This is a genomic window from Croceivirga sp. JEA036, from assembly GCF_011882165.1.
Classification (GTDB): domain Bacteria; phylum Bacteroidota; class Bacteroidia; order Flavobacteriales; family Flavobacteriaceae; genus Croceivirga.
This window is the reverse complement of the sequence record NZ_JAATON010000001.1, coordinates 781,148-799,633: the sequence shown is the minus strand read 5'-3', so window position 1 is coordinate 799,633 and position 18,486 is coordinate 781,148. Positions and strand designations below refer to the sequence as shown.

The 18,486-nt window shown below is 35.6% G+C and carries 17 protein-coding genes; 6 read left to right on the top strand and 11 right to left on the bottom strand.

Annotation, left to right across the window (positions count from 1 at the left end; translation table 11 throughout):
- Nucleotides 1-184: 184 nt before the first annotated feature.
- From HCO57_RS03155 to HCO57_RS03105, 11 genes are all read right to left on the bottom strand, one after another.
- Entirely contained in the window at nt 185-997 is an 813-nt protein-coding gene (locus tag HCO57_RS03155) for a prohibitin family protein (RefSeq protein WP_136949948.1), read from the bottom strand.
- Between the two features lie 15 nt (nt 998-1,012).
- Entirely contained in the window at nt 1,013-3,040 is a 2,028-nt protein-coding gene (locus tag HCO57_RS03150) for a vWA domain-containing protein (RefSeq protein ID WP_167987802.1), read from the bottom strand.
- A 10-nt stretch (nt 3,041-3,050) separates the two neighbouring features.
- Nucleotides 3,051-3,797, bottom strand: coding sequence for a 3-oxoacyl-[acyl-carrier-protein] reductase (gene fabG, locus HCO57_RS03145; protein WP_167987801.1), 747 nt, complete (start codon nt 3,795-3,797; stop codon nt 3,051-3,053).
- A gap of 77 nt (nt 3,798-3,874) precedes the next feature.
- A complete protein-coding gene (locus HCO57_RS03140; RefSeq protein ID WP_167987800.1) occupies nt 3,875-6,835 on the bottom strand; it encodes a M16 family metallopeptidase in 2,961 nt (986 codons plus the stop codon).
- An 85-nt stretch (nt 6,836-6,920) separates the two neighbouring features.
- On the bottom strand, nt 6,921-7,793 hold the full coding sequence (gene sucD / locus HCO57_RS03135) for a succinate--CoA ligase subunit alpha (protein ID WP_167987799.1): 873 nt from the start codon (nt 7,791-7,793) through the stop codon (nt 6,921-6,923).
- 63 nt (nt 7,794-7,856) lie between these two features.
- The gene (locus HCO57_RS03130; protein WP_167987798.1) at nt 7,857-8,792 is read right to left on the bottom strand and encodes a UDP-3-O-(3-hydroxymyristoyl)glucosamine N-acyltransferase; all 936 of its coding nucleotides are present in this window, start codon (nt 8,790-8,792) and stop codon (nt 7,857-7,859) included.
- 5 nt (nt 8,793-8,797) lie between these two features.
- Entirely contained in the window at nt 8,798-9,361 is a 564-nt protein-coding gene (efp, locus tag HCO57_RS03125; protein WP_136949954.1) for an elongation factor P, read from the bottom strand.
- Between the two features lie 6 nt (nt 9,362-9,367).
- A complete protein-coding gene (lpxA, locus tag HCO57_RS03120; protein WP_136949955.1) occupies nt 9,368-10,153 on the bottom strand; it encodes an acyl-ACP--UDP-N-acetylglucosamine O-acyltransferase in 786 nt (261 codons plus the stop codon).
- Between the two features lie 3 nt (nt 10,154-10,156).
- A complete protein-coding gene (locus HCO57_RS03115; RefSeq protein ID WP_167987797.1) occupies nt 10,157-11,563 on the bottom strand; it encodes a bifunctional UDP-3-O-[3-hydroxymyristoyl] N-acetylglucosamine deacetylase/3-hydroxyacyl-ACP dehydratase in 1,407 nt (468 codons plus the stop codon).
- Nucleotides 11,564-11,565: 2 nt separating this feature from the next.
- Nucleotides 11,566-12,582 (bottom strand): UDP-3-O-(3-hydroxymyristoyl)glucosamine N-acyltransferase, encoded by a 1,017-nt coding sequence (lpxD, locus tag HCO57_RS03110; protein WP_167987796.1) that lies wholly within the window; start codon nt 12,580-12,582, stop codon nt 11,566-11,568.
- Between the two features lie 23 nt (nt 12,583-12,605).
- Nucleotides 12,606-13,832, bottom strand: a complete 1,227-nt coding sequence (locus tag HCO57_RS03105; protein ID WP_167987795.1) for an HD domain-containing protein — start codon at nt 13,830-13,832, stop codon at nt 12,606-12,608.
- A gap of 126 nt (nt 13,833-13,958) precedes the next feature.
- On the opposite strand from HCO57_RS03105, the gene HCO57_RS03100 reads away from it, so the two are divergent.
- The 6 genes from HCO57_RS03100 (at nt 13,959) to HCO57_RS03080 (ending at nt 18,481) form a co-directional block, all read left to right on the top strand.
- Nucleotides 13,959-15,500 (top strand): bifunctional response regulator/alkaline phosphatase family protein, encoded by a 1,542-nt coding sequence (locus HCO57_RS03100; protein WP_136949959.1) that lies wholly within the window; start codon nt 13,959-13,961, stop codon nt 15,498-15,500.
- A 1-nt stretch (nt 15,501) separates the two neighbouring features.
- On the top strand, nt 15,502-15,912 hold the full coding sequence (gene tsaE, locus HCO57_RS03095) for a tRNA (adenosine(37)-N6)-threonylcarbamoyltransferase complex ATPase subunit type 1 TsaE (protein ID WP_167987794.1): 411 nt from the start codon (nt 15,502-15,504) through the stop codon (nt 15,910-15,912).
- Nucleotides 15,913-16,082: 170 nt separating this feature from the next.
- Complete coding sequence (locus tag HCO57_RS16715) at nt 16,083-16,217, top strand: hypothetical protein (RefSeq protein ID WP_262887803.1); 135 nt, start codon at nt 16,083-16,085, stop codon at nt 16,215-16,217.
- Between the two features lie 80 nt (nt 16,218-16,297).
- On the top strand, nt 16,298-16,861 hold the full coding sequence (locus HCO57_RS03090) for a hypothetical protein (protein WP_167987793.1): 564 nt from the start codon (nt 16,298-16,300) through the stop codon (nt 16,859-16,861).
- A gap of 43 nt (nt 16,862-16,904) precedes the next feature.
- Complete coding sequence (locus HCO57_RS03085) at nt 16,905-18,104, top strand: alanine dehydrogenase (protein WP_167987792.1); 1,200 nt, start codon at nt 16,905-16,907, stop codon at nt 18,102-18,104.
- Between the two features lie 5 nt (nt 18,105-18,109).
- On the top strand, nt 18,110-18,481 hold the full coding sequence (locus HCO57_RS03080; RefSeq protein ID WP_167987791.1) for a DUF4258 domain-containing protein: 372 nt from the start codon (nt 18,110-18,112) through the stop codon (nt 18,479-18,481).
- Nucleotides 18,482-18,486: the final 5 nt, after the last annotated feature.

Here is an 18,486-nt window from a genome sequence, read left to right as displayed (position 1 = left end):
ACTTTTCTTTTTCAGTTATAGACATAAAAAAACCCGTTTGAATGCTCAAACGGGTCTTTATTATTTTGATATACACAAAATACAGTTACCTCGCTTGAGCGATTGTAAAAGTATGATGATGTACATGGTTTCTTTTCATAATGGTTCAAAAGTAAAACGAAAATCTTTTACAAAAAAGAAAATTTTAGTTATTTCCTAAAATTAATGGTAATCCATCATCTCCAGAACCTACCACAACTACTTTAGAATTTGGACTTTTGGCCAATTCTAACGTAGCTTCTATTCCTTTGTCCTGTAGAATTTTATCTGTTAAAGAAGCACTTAAAATTTTATTGGCGTCTGCTTTACCCTGCGCTTCTATACGTACTTTTTCTGCTTCTTTTTGAGCTGTTACCAATCTAAATTCGTATTCTAATGACTCTTGTTCTTGCTTTAGTTTGCGCTCAATAGCCTCTTTTATTGTTGGTGGCAAGGTTACATCTCTAATTAAGATGCTATTGAGTTGAATAAATTGAGATTGAACAATGCTTTTTGTCTCTTCAAAAATCTCATTCTGAATGGCATCTCTTTTACTAGAATACAACTGTTCTGGCGTGTACCTGCCTACTACACTACGCGCCGCACTTCTTACGGCAGGCTTTAGTACTCTAACTAAGTAATCTTGACCTTTTTCTTTGTGTAATCTTCCCAAATTTTCATACTCTGGTTGATATAAAACTGATGCGTCTAGTTTAATATCTAGACCATTAGAAGAAAGCACAGACATAGTTTCTGGTTCCTCTTGCTGCCTTACCTCGTACTCAATAACAGAATTCCAAGGAGCTACAAAATGTAGACCTTCACCTAATGGAGGTTTGTTTGGGTCTACCCCACTCCCTAATGTGTATAAAACACCGGCATGTCCGGAATCTATGGTTATTGCTGCTTTAGAAATTAGAATAAATAGAATAATTATTCCAACAACGACTGGTATCCCAATCTTAGGTAATCTGTCCATGGTATATAGTTTAATTTATAGTAATCCGTGATATTTTCTAATAAACCACTCTACAGCTAAACTAAGAGCTAAGAGGCCTAATAGCCATTGAAAATCTATTAAAGGTACCATATTTTTATGGCTTTTTTGTATAGGCGTAAATTGGTTTTCTGTAAGTAATAGCTGCTTAAGTTCTTGCAATTGATTGGGATAAAAAAGCTTTCCCTTGGTATTCGATGCCAATTGTTCTAATTTTTTATAATCCGCAGAAAGTAGTTGCCCTTCTAAATCGAAATCTAAAATCCTGAACATTCCACTTTTAGAAATGCGTTCCTCTTGTTCTGTAACAGTAAAAACAAATTCGCCCTGAGGCAAATGACTCAAATCTACCTCAAATTGTCCATTAGAGACAATCATTGGCAAAAATTGTTCAAAATCAACATCTTTTCCTGAAACTTTAATGGTAAGATTCTTAGTTGTTGTTAATCTAAAACTATTATCATAAAATGTAGCATATAGCTTTGCAGTAGCGGCATTTGCATAGGTATTATCATATGTAAGTTGCAATCTACCTTTTGCTTTATCATTTGCCAGATAAAATATAAGCTTCCCTATAAACTGGTCAAAATTGTCAAAGTTTTGAGTGTTTCTAAAGCTTTGCATTCGCCATTTCCATAGATCATTCCCCATTAAAACTGCAGTTTTCTGTGGTTCTTTCATTACAAAAAACAACGGTTCGTTTAAATTCACTCCACGGATACTTTGCGTGCTAATTAAATCATATTCTTTTGTGATTTCTACCTCTCCAAGATTACCAGCAAGTGGCGGATAATCTTCTAAAGTAAATGCTGCACTATCAAAAAGAGAAAAACCTGCATTTTTAACTGGTAACAGTTCTTCTGTTTGATTTAAATCTTCCTTAGTAAACCCCAATTCTAGTTCATTAATAAAACTCCAATCCGTTTTGGGTCCCAAAATAAAAAAACTGCTCAGACCTCTATTCTTAATTTGGTTAATTACTGGCAACTGGGTTCTTGTAGGATTAAAAAGAACCAAAAGACTCATATCTTCTAATTCCTCTGCAGTGGGAGTAGCACCTAGCAATTGTACATCTCTTTGTTCATTACTGGATATTGATTTTGTGAGAGCTCCAATATCTGGGTGTTTATAATTGGATACAATTCCTATTTTAGTCCGTTCATCTATGACTTCTACATAGGAAGTTTTATGATTATTTACGGTGTTTTTTTCATTCTCCAGAGCTGCAACGGAAATGGTAATAGGTTTAATTCCTACAGATTTTGCTTCAATAAGTGTAGAAAGTTTTTTTGTGTTCTGCTGACTATTTAGAGTGATGCGTTCTTGATACACTTTGCTGCCATTTACAGATATACTTGCTGTAGTATTAATGGTTGAGCTCCCAGAATATACTATTGTTGTTTCAACCGGAAATTTATTACCTAGAAAAGCAAATTTATTGCTATTGATATTTGCAATTCTTACATCTGTATAGGTTGTTGTATCCCCTACTACCACAGGAAATATTTTAAAATTGTCCGAAAAGGTTTCAAATTGGTAATCGCTACCAACATTTTGATTTCCATCGGTAAATAAAACAACGGCACTTTGTGTACCTGTATAGGCTTGGTGAAGCTCTTTTAATCCTTCTTGTAAATTGGTTTGGGTCGCCGTAAAAGCTAAACTATCCCTAATATCTAATCCATCAGCAATGGTAAATTGATGTGTAGAAAAACGTTCGGATAGTTTTGAATCTTTAGAAATAAATTGGGTGCCTAGCAAAACATCATTAGCTCCTGACAATTTTACAATGGAACCGCTATTATCTGTGAGTACCAGTAAATTTACTTTTTCTATGCTTGTTGTTCTTTTGCTGTACTTGGGGTTAACTAACAATACCAACAGAATGAGAAGAGATATAAAACGCAAAGCGGCCAACAAGATATTTACTTTAGACCGCTTTGTTTTATAGTAATATTGAAATACCGAAATTGCAAAAGCCACTAAAATGGCTGAAATTAAAAGCAACACGGTATAATTATTCATTAAAAAAAAATTAGGTTAGCATACCACCGTCTACGTTCAACACTTGCCCAGTAACATATGCAGATAAGTCCGAAGCAAAAAACAAACAAGCATTAGCTACATCTTCTGGAGCCCCTCCTCTTTTTAAAGGAATACCATCTCTCCATCCTTGCACCGTTTTTTCATCTAACTTATCCGTCATTTCGGTTTCTATAAAACCTGGAGCAATGGCATTACAACGTATGTTTCTAGAACCTAATTCTAACGCCACAGATTTAGTAAAACCAATCATTCCTGCTTTAGAAGCCGCATAGTTGGTTTGGCCTGCATTTCCTTTTACCCCAACAACGCTACTCATGTTAATGATAGAACCTTTACGCTGTTTTAAAAAAGTACGTTGTACCGCTTTTGTCATGTTAAAAACAGATTTAAGGTTTACTTCTATCACCTTGTCAAAATCATCTTCTCCCATACGCATTAACAAGTTGTCTTTGGTAATACCCGCATTGTTAATCAGAACATCTATACCTCCAAAATCTGCTAATACATCTGCTACTAGCTTTTCTGCCTCAGTAAAATCTGCCGCATTACTCTTATAAGCTTTTGCTTTAACCCCTAAAGCGGTTAATTCTTTTTCTAGTTCCAAAGCTGGGGCTTCGCTAGAACTATACGTAAAGGCAACATTAGCTCCATGCTTAGCAAAAACTTCTGCAATACCCTTACCAATGCCTCTACTGGCACCAGTAATAATTACATTTTTATCTTGAAGTAATTTCATCTTAATTGTTTAATAGTTGGAGGGCAAATATATCAAATTAAAAACCCTGTTGAAAAACAGGGCCTTTAAATAAGTTCTTAATCTTTTATTGGTGGAGGTGTTTCATAATTAAACAGATAATCTACATCCAATTCTTTTACTTTACCTAGTTTTTCTAATGCTTTAACATCCAAGTCGTTCTTATTCCCAACAACAAGTAAAGTATAATCTGTTTCTGCAATGTTGTCTGTAAAGAAAGTTGCTAAATCATTAAGTTCCATTTGTGCTACTTCGTCATAAATAGCTTTTGCGTTATTTTCTCTAATACCACGCTTCTTTAAAGACTCATAATTCCAAAAAATATCTTTATCTAATACTCTTTCTGCAGCCATTTTATTTAAAGTGGCTTCTTTAGCAGCGTCAAAATTGGCTTGCACTTCTGGCATTTCTGTCATTAAATCTAACATAGCATCTACTGCCTGGTTTAATTTATTTGCCTGAGTACCAATGTATGCGTAAGTATAGTTGGGTTCACCTTTTTTAGACGCTAAACTGTGCGCAGAAAAAGCAGCGTATGCAAGGGATTGAGATTCTCTTATTTCTTGAAAAACAATAGAGGATAATCCAGAACCAAAATATGAATTAAACACTTGTGCCTTTGCCATCTGGTTGGCATCAAAAGTGTTTCCTTTTCCTAAGAACACCATTTCTGCCTGGACCATATCATAATTGGTAAAGAAAACATTATCTCCTGTGTCTTGTTTACTATACTCTTTTTTAGCAGGATAGGGTTTTAAATCCGTAATCTTATGGTATGCAGCAATGGCCGTTTTAGCTTCCTCTATATCTCTGCCATAATAAAAGAACCGATGCTTGTATTCTTTTAAGCCTTTTATAAGGTCTACTAATGTCTGAGGTTGCATTTGCTTTAACTCATTTATGGTATAGATATCTCTGGTTGGGGAATTCTCTCCGTATTGACCATAACTAAATAAGCCATTCCAAAGAATTGCCCCTTTATTGGCCTTGGTTTCTTCTCTACTTTTAGCAATTTTTAAAACATATTTATCATATGCTTCTTGGTTGGGTACTGCATTAGCCCATAAATCTTCTAAAAGTCGTAAGCCTTCACTTAAATTTTCTCTTAGGCCGCTTAAATAGATTACCGTTTGCTCACCACTTGTGCGTACGCCATAATCTACGCCAAGTTTATAAAATTCCTTACTAATATCTTCTGCAGACATTTGGTCTGTTCCTAAATATTCTAAATAGTTAAGTGCGATAGGTAATTGTTTATTATGTTCACTACCCATATCAAAAATGAGATTCAGTTCCATTAAATCGTTCCTTTCATTGGCGACATACGAAAGCGGCACGTTGTTTACTTCACTATTGGTTATTGCTTTTTCATAATCGATGAAAACTGGCTCTAATTTTGGCATTTGTACACTATCTAATTGTACAAAGAAATCTGACTTTTTATCACGATTTAATTCAACAGGAGTAATACCTGGATTTTCTACCTTAACTACGTTAGAAGGTTCACCTTGTCTTTTATAAACCACTACATAATTGTCTTTATAAAATTCATTAGCAAAAGCAACGAGTTCTTCTTTAGATACCTTTTTCATTTTATCTAAAAGTGCAACCCTATCCTTCCAATCTTGAAAATGAACAAAAGATTCTACCAAATCATAAGCTACATTAGAAGCGTCTTCATAGTTTTTCATTTTCTGCAATTTTAAATCGTTCACCACTGCATCTGTCAGCCAATCATCAAAATTTCCTTTTTTAACCTCTTCTATCTGGCCTAATAGTAAATCCTTAACTTCTTCTAAAGTTTGACCAGACTTTGGACTACCATAAAACACATGCATTCCATAATCATTCAAAAATTGCGTATAACTACCAGATTGTTGTACTTTTTGAGCTTTATTTAAATTTAAATCGATTAAACCCGCGGTAGAATTGCTCAAAATCATATCTATTATCTTAATTTTAATTTCATCCTCTGTACCCATAGCAGGAGTTCTAAATGCTATGTTTAAACGTTCGGTTTCTGGTCCAAAAACTTCGCGCTCTACAACAGTGGTTAATGGGTCTTCCGTTGGTCTTTCTGGATGAGATACTTCTTTATATTCCATTTTACCAAAAGTCCCATTAACCATTTGTATGGTTTTTTCAAAATCCAAATCGCCCACCAAAATCACGGCCATGTTGTTGGGTACGTAATAGGTGTTATAATAATTCCGAATAGCAACCATAGAAGGGTTTTTTAAATGCTCCGAGGTACCAATAGTAGTCTGTTGGCCATAAGGGTGCTTCGGGAAAAGTGCATCGTTCATAGCATAGCTAGCTCTTCTAAAATCATTATCCTGACTACGATTAAACTCCTCATAAACAGCCTCTAATTCGGTATGAAAAATTCTAAGAACTAACTCGCCAAAACGCTCGCTTTCTAAGGTTAACCATTTTTCTAGTGCATTAGAGGGAATTTTGTTGGTATAGACTGTTTCTTCATGCCATGTCCATGCATTGGTTCCTTGCGCTCCGTAAGAGGCTACCATTTTATCATACTCATTCGCTATAGACACGGTAGAAGCTTCGTAAGAGACTTGGTCTATTTGCTTATAAATTTCCTTTTTCTTTTCTTCATCACTTTCTGCTTTGTGCAATTCGTATAAGTTAGAAATAGAATCTAAAAGTATTTTCTCAGTTTCCCAATCCGACGTACCAAATTTAGAAGTTCCTTTAAACATCATATGCTCTAAGTAATGAGCTAGACCTGTATTATCTTTTGGGTCATATACAGAACCGGCCCTTACTGGTACAAAGGTTTGTATTTTTGGTTCAGCAGTATTTTTGCTTAAGTAAACCGTAAGACCATTTTCTAGTTTATAGATACGAGTTCCTGTAGGGTCATTACTAACAGTAGTGTACGTAAACCCATTAATATCTGTTTGCTGAACTTCCGCAAACCCCTGTTTATCAATTTTTTTTTTGCAAGATTGAAATACCAATAGAAGAACTAGCATTCCGAAGAAGAACGTTTTTTTCATAATAGTGATGTAATGATTGATATAAAAAAAGCCGTTAGGTTACTCCTAACGGCTTTAAAGTACTTATATAACTGTTGTTGAGCAATTAACTTACAACTTCTTTAACTTTTACTCCAATCTCTGCAGGACTGTCTACCACATGGATTCCACATTCACTCATAATGCGCTTTTTAGCTTGAGCAGTATCATCGCTACCGCCAACTATAGCACCGGCATGCCCCATGGTTCTACCTGCAGGAGCTGTTTCACCAGCAATAAAGCCAACTACGGGTTTATCACTGCCACTTTCTTTATACCATCTAGCAGCTTCAGCTTCTAACTGACCACCAATTTCGCCTATCATCACAACACAAGTAGTTTCTGGGTCATTCACCAATAATTCTAAAGCTTCTTTAGTAGTAGTCCCAATAATTGGGTCGCCCCCAATACCAATAGCTGTTGAGATACCCAATCCTTGACGCACCACTTGGTCAGAAGCTTCATATGTTAACGTTCCAGACTTAGAAACAATACCTACGCCTCCTTTTTTAAATACAAAACCTGGCATAATACCAACTTTTGCTTCTTCTGGAGTTATTACCCCTGGACAGTTAGGACCAACTAATCTACATCCTTTATTTTTGATGTAATTATTAGCTTTAACCATATCTGCTACAGGTATTCCTTCTGTAATAGTTATAATTACTTTTATACCTGCATCAGCAGCTTCCATAATAGCATCAGCAGCAAATGCTGGCGGTACAAAAATAATTGTAGTATCTGTACCAACTTTTTCTACTGCTTCTGATACAGTATTAAAAACAGGTTTTCCCAAATGTTCTTGACCTCCTTTACCTGGAGTAACACCACCAACAATGTTGGTTCCGTATTCAATCATTTGCTCTGCATGAAAAGTTCCTTCACTTCCTGTGAAGCCCTGTACAATTATTTTTGAGTCTTTGTTGACTAAAACGCTCATAGTATCTTGTTTGTAAGTTGAACAAAAATATGCTATTCACTAAGAATATTAAAACCTAGCTTTTTAAATGTTGTTTAATTTTTCAATTATTCTGGGAATTTGCTTTACGTGTGCCAATTGTTTTAGACGTTCCCGCGCCTCTTCTGCAGGACTTCCAAAGTACGTTTTACCACCTTCTAAAGATTTAGATATCCCTGCTTGGGCAAGAATTACTGATTTTTTACCTATAGTAATACCACTAATAATCCCAACTTGCCCCCAGATTGTTACTTCGTCTTCTACCACTACACAGCCGGCAATACCACATTGAGAAGCAATAAGGCACTTTTTGCCAATGACGGTATCATGTCCTATTTGTATTTGATTGTCTAGCTTAGTGCCCTCTTTAATTGTAGTATCTCCAGTAACTCCTCTATCAATAGTACATCCTGCACCGATATCTACATTATTCTCTATAATAACCCTACCTCCTGATATTAATTTATCAAAGCCCTCAGGTCTATTTTTATAATAAAAAGCATCGGCTCCTAAAACGGTACCAGAATGGATTGTAACATGATCACCAATAATACTACCGTCATAAATAGTAACGTTAGCGTGAATAACGCTATTCTTTCCTATTACTACATTATTGCCGATAAAAGCATTGGGTTGTATTACCGTACCTTCTCCAATTACTGCAGAGTCAGAAATAACAGCTTTTGCTGCCACAAAAGGATTAAAGTGATTGGTAAGTTTGTTAAAATCTCTAAACGGATCATCAGAAAGTAACAAGGCTTTACCTGGCGGACAATCTACCTTTTTGTTTATAAGAATCGTAGTGGCCTTAGACTCTAAGGCTTTATCATAATACTTAGGATGATCTACAAAAACAATGTCTCCAGGTTCTACTACATGAATTTCGTTCATACCTAAAACCTGGAATTCTGGAGCACCAACAAATTCGGTTCCGATTAAAGCAGCAATTTCTTGCAATTGATACGGTTTAGGAAACTTCATGCTTATTATTTAGCACGTTCCATATACGCACCCTTTTCTGTATCTACCTTAATCTTATCACCCTCATTAATAAACAATGGCACATTTATACGCGCTCCTGTTTCTACAGTTGCGGGCTTAGTAGCATTAGTTGCTGTATTCCCTTTCACCCCTGGTTCTGTGTGTGTTACTTCTAAAATTACACTAGCAGGCATATCTACAGATAAGGGCATTTGATCCTCTGCATTAAAAATAATAGTCACCACTTCTCCTTCCTTCAAAAGTTCTGGTGTATCTAAATTATCTTTTTGCAGTGCAATCTGATTGTAATCATCCGTATTCATAAAATGGAACGTATCCCCTTCTGGGTATAAAAATTGATAGGAACGCGTTTCTACCCTAACATCTTCTATTTTATGACCAGAAGAAAATGTATTGTCTATAACCTTACCAGAAGTAACGCTTTTTAATTTAGTTCTTACAAACGCTGGACCTTTACCTGGTTTTACATGTAAAAACTCTATAATTTTATAAATATCATTGTTGTAACGGATACATAATCCTTTTCTAATGTCTGATGTACTTGCCATAGTAAATTAATTATTGCTAAAATAACCTTTCATAATTCCTCGCTGGGAATCACGAATAAATTGAAGTATTTCATCTCGCTCTGGAGTAGCCTCCATCTCTGCTTCTATAATTTCTGCAGCTTGCGAGTTGTTATAATTTTTTTGATATAGAAATCTATAAATATTCTGAATTTCTCTAATCTTCGCCGCATCGAACCCTCTTCTTCGTAGTCCGATAGAGTTTATACCTACATAAGATAGAGGTTCACGAGCCGCTTTTACAAAAGGAGGTACGTCTTTACGCACCAAAGAACCACCCGTTACAAAAGCATGCTGCCCTACAGATACAAACTGATGTACTGCCACCATACCTGCCAAAACAACATTATCTCCAATAGTTACATGACCTGCTAAAGTGGAATTGTTACTAAAAATACAACCATTACCAACAAAACAATCATGAGCCACATGGCTATACGCCATGATAAGACAATTATTTCCAATGACCGTTTTCATGCGGTCACTCGTACCTTTATTTATGGTAACACACTCTCTAATGGTTGTATTGTCTCCAATAATAACCGTAGTTTCTTCACCTTGATATTTTAAGTCTTGTGGCATTGCAGATATAACCGAGCCAGGGAAAATATTACAATTTTTACCAATTCTGGCGCCTTCCATAATGGTTACATTAGAACCTATCCAAGAGCCCTCTCCAATAGTAACATTGTTATGTATGGTGGTAAAAGGTTCTATAACCACATTTTTGGCAATTTTTGCCCCAGGATGAACATATGCTAATGGCTGATTCATTTCTTAGTTTCCTTTAGTTTTTACAATCTGTGCCATTAGTTCCGCTTCTGATACCAAACGACCGTTAGCGTATGCATACGCTTGCATATGACAAATTCCTCTGCGTATAGGCGATATTAAGTCGCACTTAAAAATCAATGTATCTCCCGGTAGCACTTGTTGTTTAAACTTCACCTTGTCTATCTTCATAAAAAAGGTCAAGTAATTTTCTGGGTCAGGAACAGTACTTAAAACCAAGATACCCCCTGTTTGCGCCATAGCCTCTACCTGTAGAACACCAGGCATAACAGGTGCTCCAGGAAAATGACCAACAAAAAAAGGTTCGTTCATGGTAACGTTTTTAACACCAATCACATGCTTGTCAGAAAGCTCCAATATTTTATCTACCAATAAAAATGGTGGTCTATGAGGCAGCATTTCCATAATTTGATTTACATCCTTAACGGGTTTAGCATGTAAATCCACATCTGGAACGTTATTCCTACGTTCTTGCTTGATTATTTTTTGAAGTTTTTTTGCAAATTGGGTATTCACAAAATGCCCAGGCTTATTGGCTATGACCTTACCTCTTATAGGCGTCCCAATTAAAGCCAAATCGCCAATTACATCTAGTAATTTATGTCTTGCAGCTTCATTTGGTTGATGTAACGTAAGATTATCTAAAATACCATTAGGTTTTACAGAAAGCTTTTCTTTATTAAAAGCCTTTTCAAGCTTTTTCATGGTAGCTTCAGAAATTTCCTTATCTACATAAACAATGGCATTGTTTAAATCGCCCCCTTTAATAAGTCCATGCTCTAAAAGTGCCTCTAACTCATGTAAAAAACTAAAAGTACGCGCGTAAGAAATTTCATCCTTAAAATCTGACATGCGCTCCAAAGTAGCATTTTGTGTACCTAATACCTTAGTGCCAAAATCGACCATAGTGGTTATTTGGTAGGTATCAGAAGGTATTATCGTGATTTCACTGCCCGTATTTTCATCGCGATAGCTAATCACATTTTTAACTACATACTCTTCTCTCTCTGCTTCTTGTGCTACAATACCTGCCTTTTCTATGGCTTCTACAAAATATTTAGAAGAACCATCCATAATAGGTGGCTCTGGTGCATTTAACTCTATTAATACATTATCTATACCTAAACCAACTAGCGCCGCTAAAACGTGTTCAGAAGTCTGTATCATTACCCCTCTCTTTTCCAGATTGGTGCCTCTTTGAGTATTAACCACATAACTAGCGTCAGCTTCAATTATTGGTTCACCCTCTAAGTCCACCCTCTTAAACGCATAACCATGATTTGGTTCCGCTGGTAAAAAGGTCATAGTCACATCTTGGCCTGTATGCAACCCAACGCCTGTTAGGGTTATAGATTTTGCTATTGTTTTTTGATTTGTTTTTATGACTTCCATGGTCAGCTTTTCTTTTCTAATTCAGAAATTTTATTGACTATTTTAGGTAAGTTCTTAAAATGAACGTAAGATTTATTATAATCTCCGTAGTTTAATGCTGGAGAACCTTGTAAAACTTCATCATCTTTAACATTACGCCCGATACCAGATTGTGCTTGTATCTTAACGCGGTCACCTATAGTAATATGCCCAACTATACCCACCTGCCCACCAATTAGACAATGTTTACCAATTTTAGTAGATCCGGCAATACCTGTTTGCGCAGCAATAGCGGTATGTTCACCAATCTCTACATTATGTGCTATCTGTATCTGATTGTCTAGTTTTACTCCTTTTCTAAGTATGGTAGACCCTAAAGTGGCTCTATCAATTGTAGTACCAGCCCCTACATCTACATTATCTTCTAAAATTACATTTCCCGTTTGTGGCACCTTATTATATTCTCCTTTTTCATTAGGTGTAAATCCAAAACCATCTGCTCCAATAATAGCCCCACTATGTACCACGCAATTGTTGCCAACAAAGCAGTCTGACTGAATTTTAGCACCGGCAAATATGCTTGTGTTGTCTCCAATAACAACATTATCACCAATAAAGGCATTAGGGTAAATCTTTACATTAGATCCTAGCCTTACATTCTCTCCAATGTAAGCAAAGGCACCAACATACAATTGTTCTCCAAAGGTGGCGCTTTCAGCTATAAAAGATGGTTGCTCTACACCTACCTTATTATTTTTTACCTGATTGTAATATTCAAGTAATTTAGAAAAGCTAGTGTATGCATCTTCTACCTTAATAAGAGTGGTATCTATAGCCTGTTCTGGCTCAAAATCCTTATTTACTATGGTAATTGAAGCTTTGGTAGTGTAGATAAAGTGTGTATACTTAGGATTAGCCAAAAACGTTAACGAGCCAATCTCCCCTTCTTCTATTTTAGAAAGTTTATGAACGGCTATTTCCGGATTTCCATGAACCTCACCATCTAATATCCCGGCAATTTGAGTAGCTGTAAATTTCATTGGCGCAAAAGTAAGAAAATTTGTTAAACGCTTGCTTTGGGGTAACAGGCATAATATTTTACCACACGCTCAGACAGGGCTTTTAAATTTAGATGGTCTGATGCTCTTGCAACATCAATAAGCTTACCATTTTTAGCTAAAATCATGATGTTCTGATCATCAGCGTCATAGGCCTGATTGCTAATTTCCCCTTTGAAAACTAAATAATCTACTTCTGTATCATTTAAACCAAAACTCTTTTTGTATTCTTCCCTTTTTTGTTGAAACTTTTCTTCATTCAGAGGCTTTTTCTTCAACTTAATCTTTAACAAATTCCGATTTAGAATGATTTTTGACAATTCTGACAACACAAAATCGGGATGAAACTGCCACGACTTTAATGCAGAAAGTACATCTACATCATCCAATCTAGAAAAATACTCTAGAGCTGTAGCGTCCATATCAGTAGTAGATTTTCGTTCCATAAAATACATTAATACGGGTGAAGCATGTAGTTCAACTCCTTTATTATACAGTTCTCTACCCCGTTGTATCACTCTTACCAATAGCTGTTCTGCTACTAAACTCGTTTTATGCAAATAGGCTTGCCAATACATAAATCGCCTAGCCATTAAAAATTTCTCTACGGAGTACAAACCCTTTTCTTCTACGACTAATTCATTTTGCTTAACGTTGAGCATCGTGATTAAACGTTCAGAACTAATATTACCTTCTGTTACTCCGGTATAGAAACTATCCCTTCGCAAATAATCCAAACGATCCATATCTAGCTGACTGGATACGAGTTGATTTAAAAATTTCTTTGGATGCTGCTTTTTAAATATAGTAATAGCCATATCTAGCGCACCCTCAAATTCATCATTTAACTGTTCCATCAATTTTAAAGACAACTCTTCATGATGCAATCCTAAAACCAAATGATGTTCTAAGGCATGGCTAAAAGGTCCATGACCTATATCATGCAATAATATGGCACATAAGAGACCATTTTCTTCTTCTTCCGTAATAGGCACTTGTTTAAAACGTAATATTTCTACTGCTTTACGCATTAAATGCATGCAACCTAACGCATGATGAAACCGGGTGTGGTGGGCTCCGGGATACACTAAATAAGATAACCCCATCTGACTAATACGGCGTAGTCGCTGAAAGTAAGGGTGTGCAATTAAATTAAAAATGAGTTCGTTTGGGGTGCTGATAAACCCATAAATAGGGTCATTGAATATCTTAAGCTTGTTGGTCTGTGCCAAGGTTTTTATTTTTAAATTGCAAAGATAAGGCACTGTATTTATAAATCTTTATTTCTTTGCAATCTAGCCTTGCCAAACACCAAAAACGAAACAATTTGTATTAATTAGACACTTAAGGCGCTATAAATGAGAAAAATTTCCATTTTATGGGTAGATGATGAAATAGACCTACTTAAACCTCATATTTTATTTTTAGAAAAGAAAAATTACCAGGTGGCTACCGCCCCTAGTGGACAAGAGGCTCTTGAAGCCATCCGCGAACAACAATTTGATATTGTTTTTTTAGATGAAAACATGCCTGGAATTAGCGGCTTAGAAACGTTGGCTGAGTTAAAACAAATAGACTCTAACTTACCTGTGGTGATGATAACTAAAAGTGAGGAAGAGTATATTATGGAAGAGGCTATTGGCAGTAAAATAGCCGATTACCTTATTAAGCCAGTAAATCCAAATCAAATTCTACTTTCTTTAAAAAAGAATTTAGATTTATCTAGACTGGTTTCTGAACGTACTACTGCAAATTACCAGCAGGAGTTCAGAAAAATTGCTATGGACCTTTCTATGGTGAATTGTTGTGATGAATGGGCAGAAATGTACAAGCGGTTAATATATTGGGAATTACAGCTAGAAGAAATAGAAGATACGAGCATGGCTGAAATTTTAGAATCCCAAAAAATAGAAGCCAACAATCAGTTTAGCAAATTCGTAGATAAAAATTATCGTAATTGGTTTGATGAAGATGGCCCCGTTTTGAGTCACACGCTTTTTAAGAAATTAGTAACCCCAGAACTTAAAGGACAAAAGACCTTAATGGTGGTTGTAGATAATTTAAGATACGATCAGTGGTTGGCTTTTGAAGAAACCCTACATCCTTTTTACAAAAAGAAATCAGAAACCCCCTATTTTTCCATTCTACCAACGGCCACCCAATACGCCAGAAATGCAATCTTCTCTGGACTTACACCTTTGGCGATGGAAAAACGACATCCAGAATGGTGGAAAAACGATACGGATGATGGAGGTAAAAATTTACATGAGGCCGATTTTCTAGGTGCACAATTAAAAAGGTTAGGACTGCAATTGCAATGGGAATACCACAAAATCAGCAGCCTAAAACAAGGAAAGCAACTCGCAAAAGACTTTAAATCCCAAAAAGAGAACGACCTTACCGTAGTAGTCTACAACTTTGTAGACATGCTTTCTCACGCTAAAACAGAAATGGAGGTGATACGTGAACTTGCCGGTAATGACAAAGCGTACCGCTCTCTTACCTTAAGTTGGTTTAAAAACAGCCCTTTATTAGAGATGATACAGCAAGCACAACAACTAGGACTAAAACTTATTATAACCACAGACCATGGTACTATAAATGTGAAGCAACCTAGCAAAGTTATTGGTGATAGAGACACAAGCTTAAATTTGCGCTACAAAACTGGAAAGAGTCTAACTTTTAATGACAAAGAAGTTTTAGCTGCAAAAGAACCTGCACAAGTGCATTTACCCAATATTAATGTGAGTAGCTCTTATATTTTTGCGAAGAACGATATGTTTTTTGCTTACCCTAATAACTACAACCACTATGTTAGCTATTACAGAAATACCTACCAACATGGCGGTATTTCTTTAGAAGAAATGATTATTCCATTTGTTGTATTAGAACCCAAATAAAATGAAGCAAATACGTTTTAATAAAACTGAAGTAAAAAATATTGCCCAACAACTTTTAACCCACATACCAGAAAGAATAATTTGTTTCCATGGGGAAATGGGAACTGGAAAAACTACTACTATTAAGGAAATGGTTCAGTTATTAGGTGCCATAGACGCAGGTAATAGTCCAACCTTTGGTATTGTAAACGAATACCACAACAAGCAAGGTGAATTAGTAGCCTATCATTTTGATTTTTATAGACTCAATCATGAGGAAGAAGCCCTAGATTTAGGCCTAGAAGAATATTTAGATTCTGGCGTGCATGTATTTATTGAGTGGCCAGAAAAAATTGAAAATCTACTCCCAGAAATAAAAAGAGATGTGTATTTGCAGTTCGTCGAAGAATCAGTGCGGACTGTCGAATACTAACTTTGATAAATAAGACTTTTTCTATCTTCACTAGTAATTAGTTCCCTCGATTAACGGTTAAATTTTCAGTTAAACTGTCATTTTTTGTCGACGAAATGCATTGTTAATGAAATATTTTCTTAAATTGTAGGGGATTATTCAAATCATTTATTAACCAAAAATTTAGTACGATGAACACTAAAAAACTAATTTTTGGTCTTTTGGCAGTAGTAACGCTAGTAGCATCTTCTTTGTCTACTACGATATTGACTGAGCAAAATACCAACATTAAAAAAGGTACGATTGGAAAAATTGGACCAAGGTAATTTATTGGACAAACAAATTTTAAAGGATGATAATTTTATCATCCTTTTTTCGTTTAATCAATTCAGTAAAGAACATAACGATGAACAATAACTCAGTTAAGATAAAAACTAAAAACAAATTGATTTTAGAAACATTTTTAGCCTTCTTGATTGCACTCTCACCGTTTATTTTCAAATCTTATGAATATTTTCCTAGCGAAGAAGGTAAGACATTGAAATTATTATGGTTTACATTATCGCCAAATGGATTTGTTCAATTATCTACTCTGATGTGGTATCTATTGACAAAATTAGTACCATTTTACCTTCTTATTATTTGGTTTTTCACCTGTAAGCATTGGTGGTATCATATTATTCTAATTCCAATTATAATGTATTCCTTTCAATTATTTGAATTATATATATCATCCTCGGAAGGTGAAGCTGTTATAGATACTGATAATTTATTATGGATACTACCTATTTGTGTTATAATAATTCCATTCGTTTATTTAATACGTTTAAAACTATATGACAAATACGTACACGGCATTGACCTTAAGGCTATGGATGAGGAGTTAAAGTTTTTGGAAGAAAAAAAGGCCTTGCGTAAAGAATGGGAAAAGTTAGAGGAGCAAAAAGCTGCCCTCTTAAAAAAAATGTAAATTTGTTTCTTTAGTAAAACACTAAGCTAACAGAATACTATTTATGGACCAACCTGCTTTTCCTTTTAGCAAGCAACAGCTTTTACCACAAGAAGAAACGCTAGAGTTATTAAAACAAAAAGGAGAGTTATTCATAGGTCTACCTAAGGAAAATCAATACCAAGAAAAACGTATCTGCCTTACTCCAGATGCTGTAAATGCTATTACAGCAAACGGTCACCGTGTCCTCATAGAATCTGGTGCTGGTGAAGGCGCTAATTATTCAGATGCAGATTATACTAATGCCGGAGCAGAAGTAACCAACGACCAGAAAAAAGTGTTCTCCTGCCCTATTCTTCTAAAAGTAGAACCACCCAGTATAGCGGAAATAGAGTTAATGAATCCGCAAGCCATCATTATTTCTGCTTTACAGATTAAGACACAAACCAAAAAATATTTTGAAGCACTTGCCAAAAAGCGCATCACGGCCATTGCATTTGAATATATTAGAGATGAAGATGGTAAATACCCGGCAGTCCGTTCGTTAAGTGAAATCGCTGGCACTTCTTCTGTGTTAATTGCTGCAGAATTAATGGCTGCTACTAGTGATGGCAATGGACTTATGTTTGGGAATATAAGTGGTGTATCTCCCGTGGAAGTGGTTATTATTGGAGCAGGAACGGTTGGTGAATTTGCTGCTCGTTCTGCACTAGGCTTAGGAGCTAATATTAAGGTTTTTGATAATAGCATTACCAAGTTGCGTAACATACAAACCAACTTGCACCAGACGATTTACACCTCTACTATACAGCCGAAAAACCTATTAAAAGCATTAAAACGTTGCGATGTTGCCATTGGTGCCGTTAGAGGCAAAGACCGCTCTCCAGTATTAGTTACCTCTACCATGGTGGAACACATGAAAAAAGGAGCTGTTATAATTGATGTTAGTATAGATATGGGGGGCTGCTTTGAAACCACAGAAATTACTAATCACGATAAACCAACAGTGGAAAAATTTGGTGTAGTGCATTATGGCGTGCCCAATATACCTTCTAGATACCCCAGAACAGCTAGTATATCTATCAGTAATATATTTACACCCTATCTATTAAAAATTGGCGAGGATGGTGGATTAGAGCATTCCTTACGTTTTGATAGAGGTTTACGTAATGGTTTGTACATGTATCATGGCATCTTGACCAATAAAAGCGTAGGCGATTGGTTTGGACTTTCTTACAACGATATTAATTTTTTGATTTTTTAAAATAAATGACCGGATTTATTAAACGCTTAGGATGGTACTTGGTAGGACTTTCCATCGGATTGCTTTTTTTTGTATTTATTTTAAAGAAAAAATCGGGTGATAAAAGTTTAGAGTTTTGCTATTTACCAAACTGCAGGGTACTTAAGGAATTAAGAACAAAACCGATGGAACTCAGCCCAGAATTGCAAAGCCAAATAGAAAAAGATAAAGATTCTGTAATATTCTATTCTTATTTTGGCGAGGGAAATGTATTATTCTCTAAAAGCGATACCAAAAGTAAACCGTGTAGTTTTTACATTATAGAAAACAATAAAGGGCAACTGATAAAAGCTACCAATTGCCCTGAAAAAGTTTCAGTTTCTGTATTTACACCATAACAATC

Bases quoted from the DNA above. Each gene is read 5' to 3' on its own strand.
- HCO57_RS16715 (WP_262887803.1), top strand. From the start codon at position 16,083: ATGAACACTAAAAAACTAATTTTTGGTCTTTTGGCAGTAGTAACGCTA.
- HCO57_RS03090 (WP_167987793.1), top strand. From the start codon at position 16,298: ATGAACAATAACTCAGTTAAGATAAAAACTAAAAACAAATTGATTTTA.
- HCO57_RS03155 (WP_136949948.1), bottom strand. From the start codon at position 997: ATGGACAGATTACCTAAGATTGGGATACCAGTCGTTGTTGGAATAATT.
- sucD (WP_167987799.1), bottom strand. From the start codon at position 7,793: ATGAGCGTTTTAGTCAACAAAGACTCAAAAATAATTGTACAGGGCTTC.
- HCO57_RS03085 (WP_167987792.1), top strand. From the start codon at position 16,905: ATGGACCAACCTGCTTTTCCTTTTAGCAAGCAACAGCTTTTACCACAA.
- HCO57_RS03115 (WP_167987797.1), bottom strand. From the start codon at position 11,563: ATGGAAGTCATAAAAACAAATCAAAAAACAATAGCAAAATCTATAACC.
- tsaE (WP_167987794.1), top strand. From the start codon at position 15,502: ATGAAGCAAATACGTTTTAATAAAACTGAAGTAAAAAATATTGCCCAA.
- efp (WP_136949954.1), bottom strand. From the start codon at position 9,361: ATGGCAAGTACATCAGACATTAGAAAAGGATTATGTATCCGTTACAAC.
- fabG (WP_167987801.1), bottom strand. From the start codon at position 3,797: ATGAAATTACTTCAAGATAAAAATGTAATTATTACTGGTGCCAGTAGA.
- HCO57_RS03100 (WP_136949959.1), top strand. From the start codon at position 13,959: ATGAGAAAAATTTCCATTTTATGGGTAGATGATGAAATAGACCTACTT.
- lpxA (WP_136949955.1), bottom strand. From the start codon at position 10,153: ATGAATCAGCCATTAGCATATGTTCATCCTGGGGCAAAAATTGCCAAA.
- HCO57_RS03140 (WP_167987800.1), bottom strand. From the start codon at position 6,835: ATGAAAAAAACGTTCTTCTTCGGAATGCTAGTTCTTCTATTGGTATTT.
- HCO57_RS03150 (WP_167987802.1), bottom strand. From the start codon at position 3,040: ATGAATAATTATACCGTGTTGCTTTTAATTTCAGCCATTTTAGTGGCT.
- lpxD (WP_167987796.1), bottom strand. From the start codon at position 12,582: ATGAAATTTACAGCTACTCAAATTGCCGGGATATTAGATGGTGAGGTT.
- HCO57_RS03080 (WP_167987791.1), top strand. From the start codon at position 18,110: ATGACCGGATTTATTAAACGCTTAGGATGGTACTTGGTAGGACTTTCC.
- HCO57_RS03130 (WP_167987798.1), bottom strand. From the start codon at position 8,792: ATGAAGTTTCCTAAACCGTATCAATTGCAAGAAATTGCTGCTTTAATC.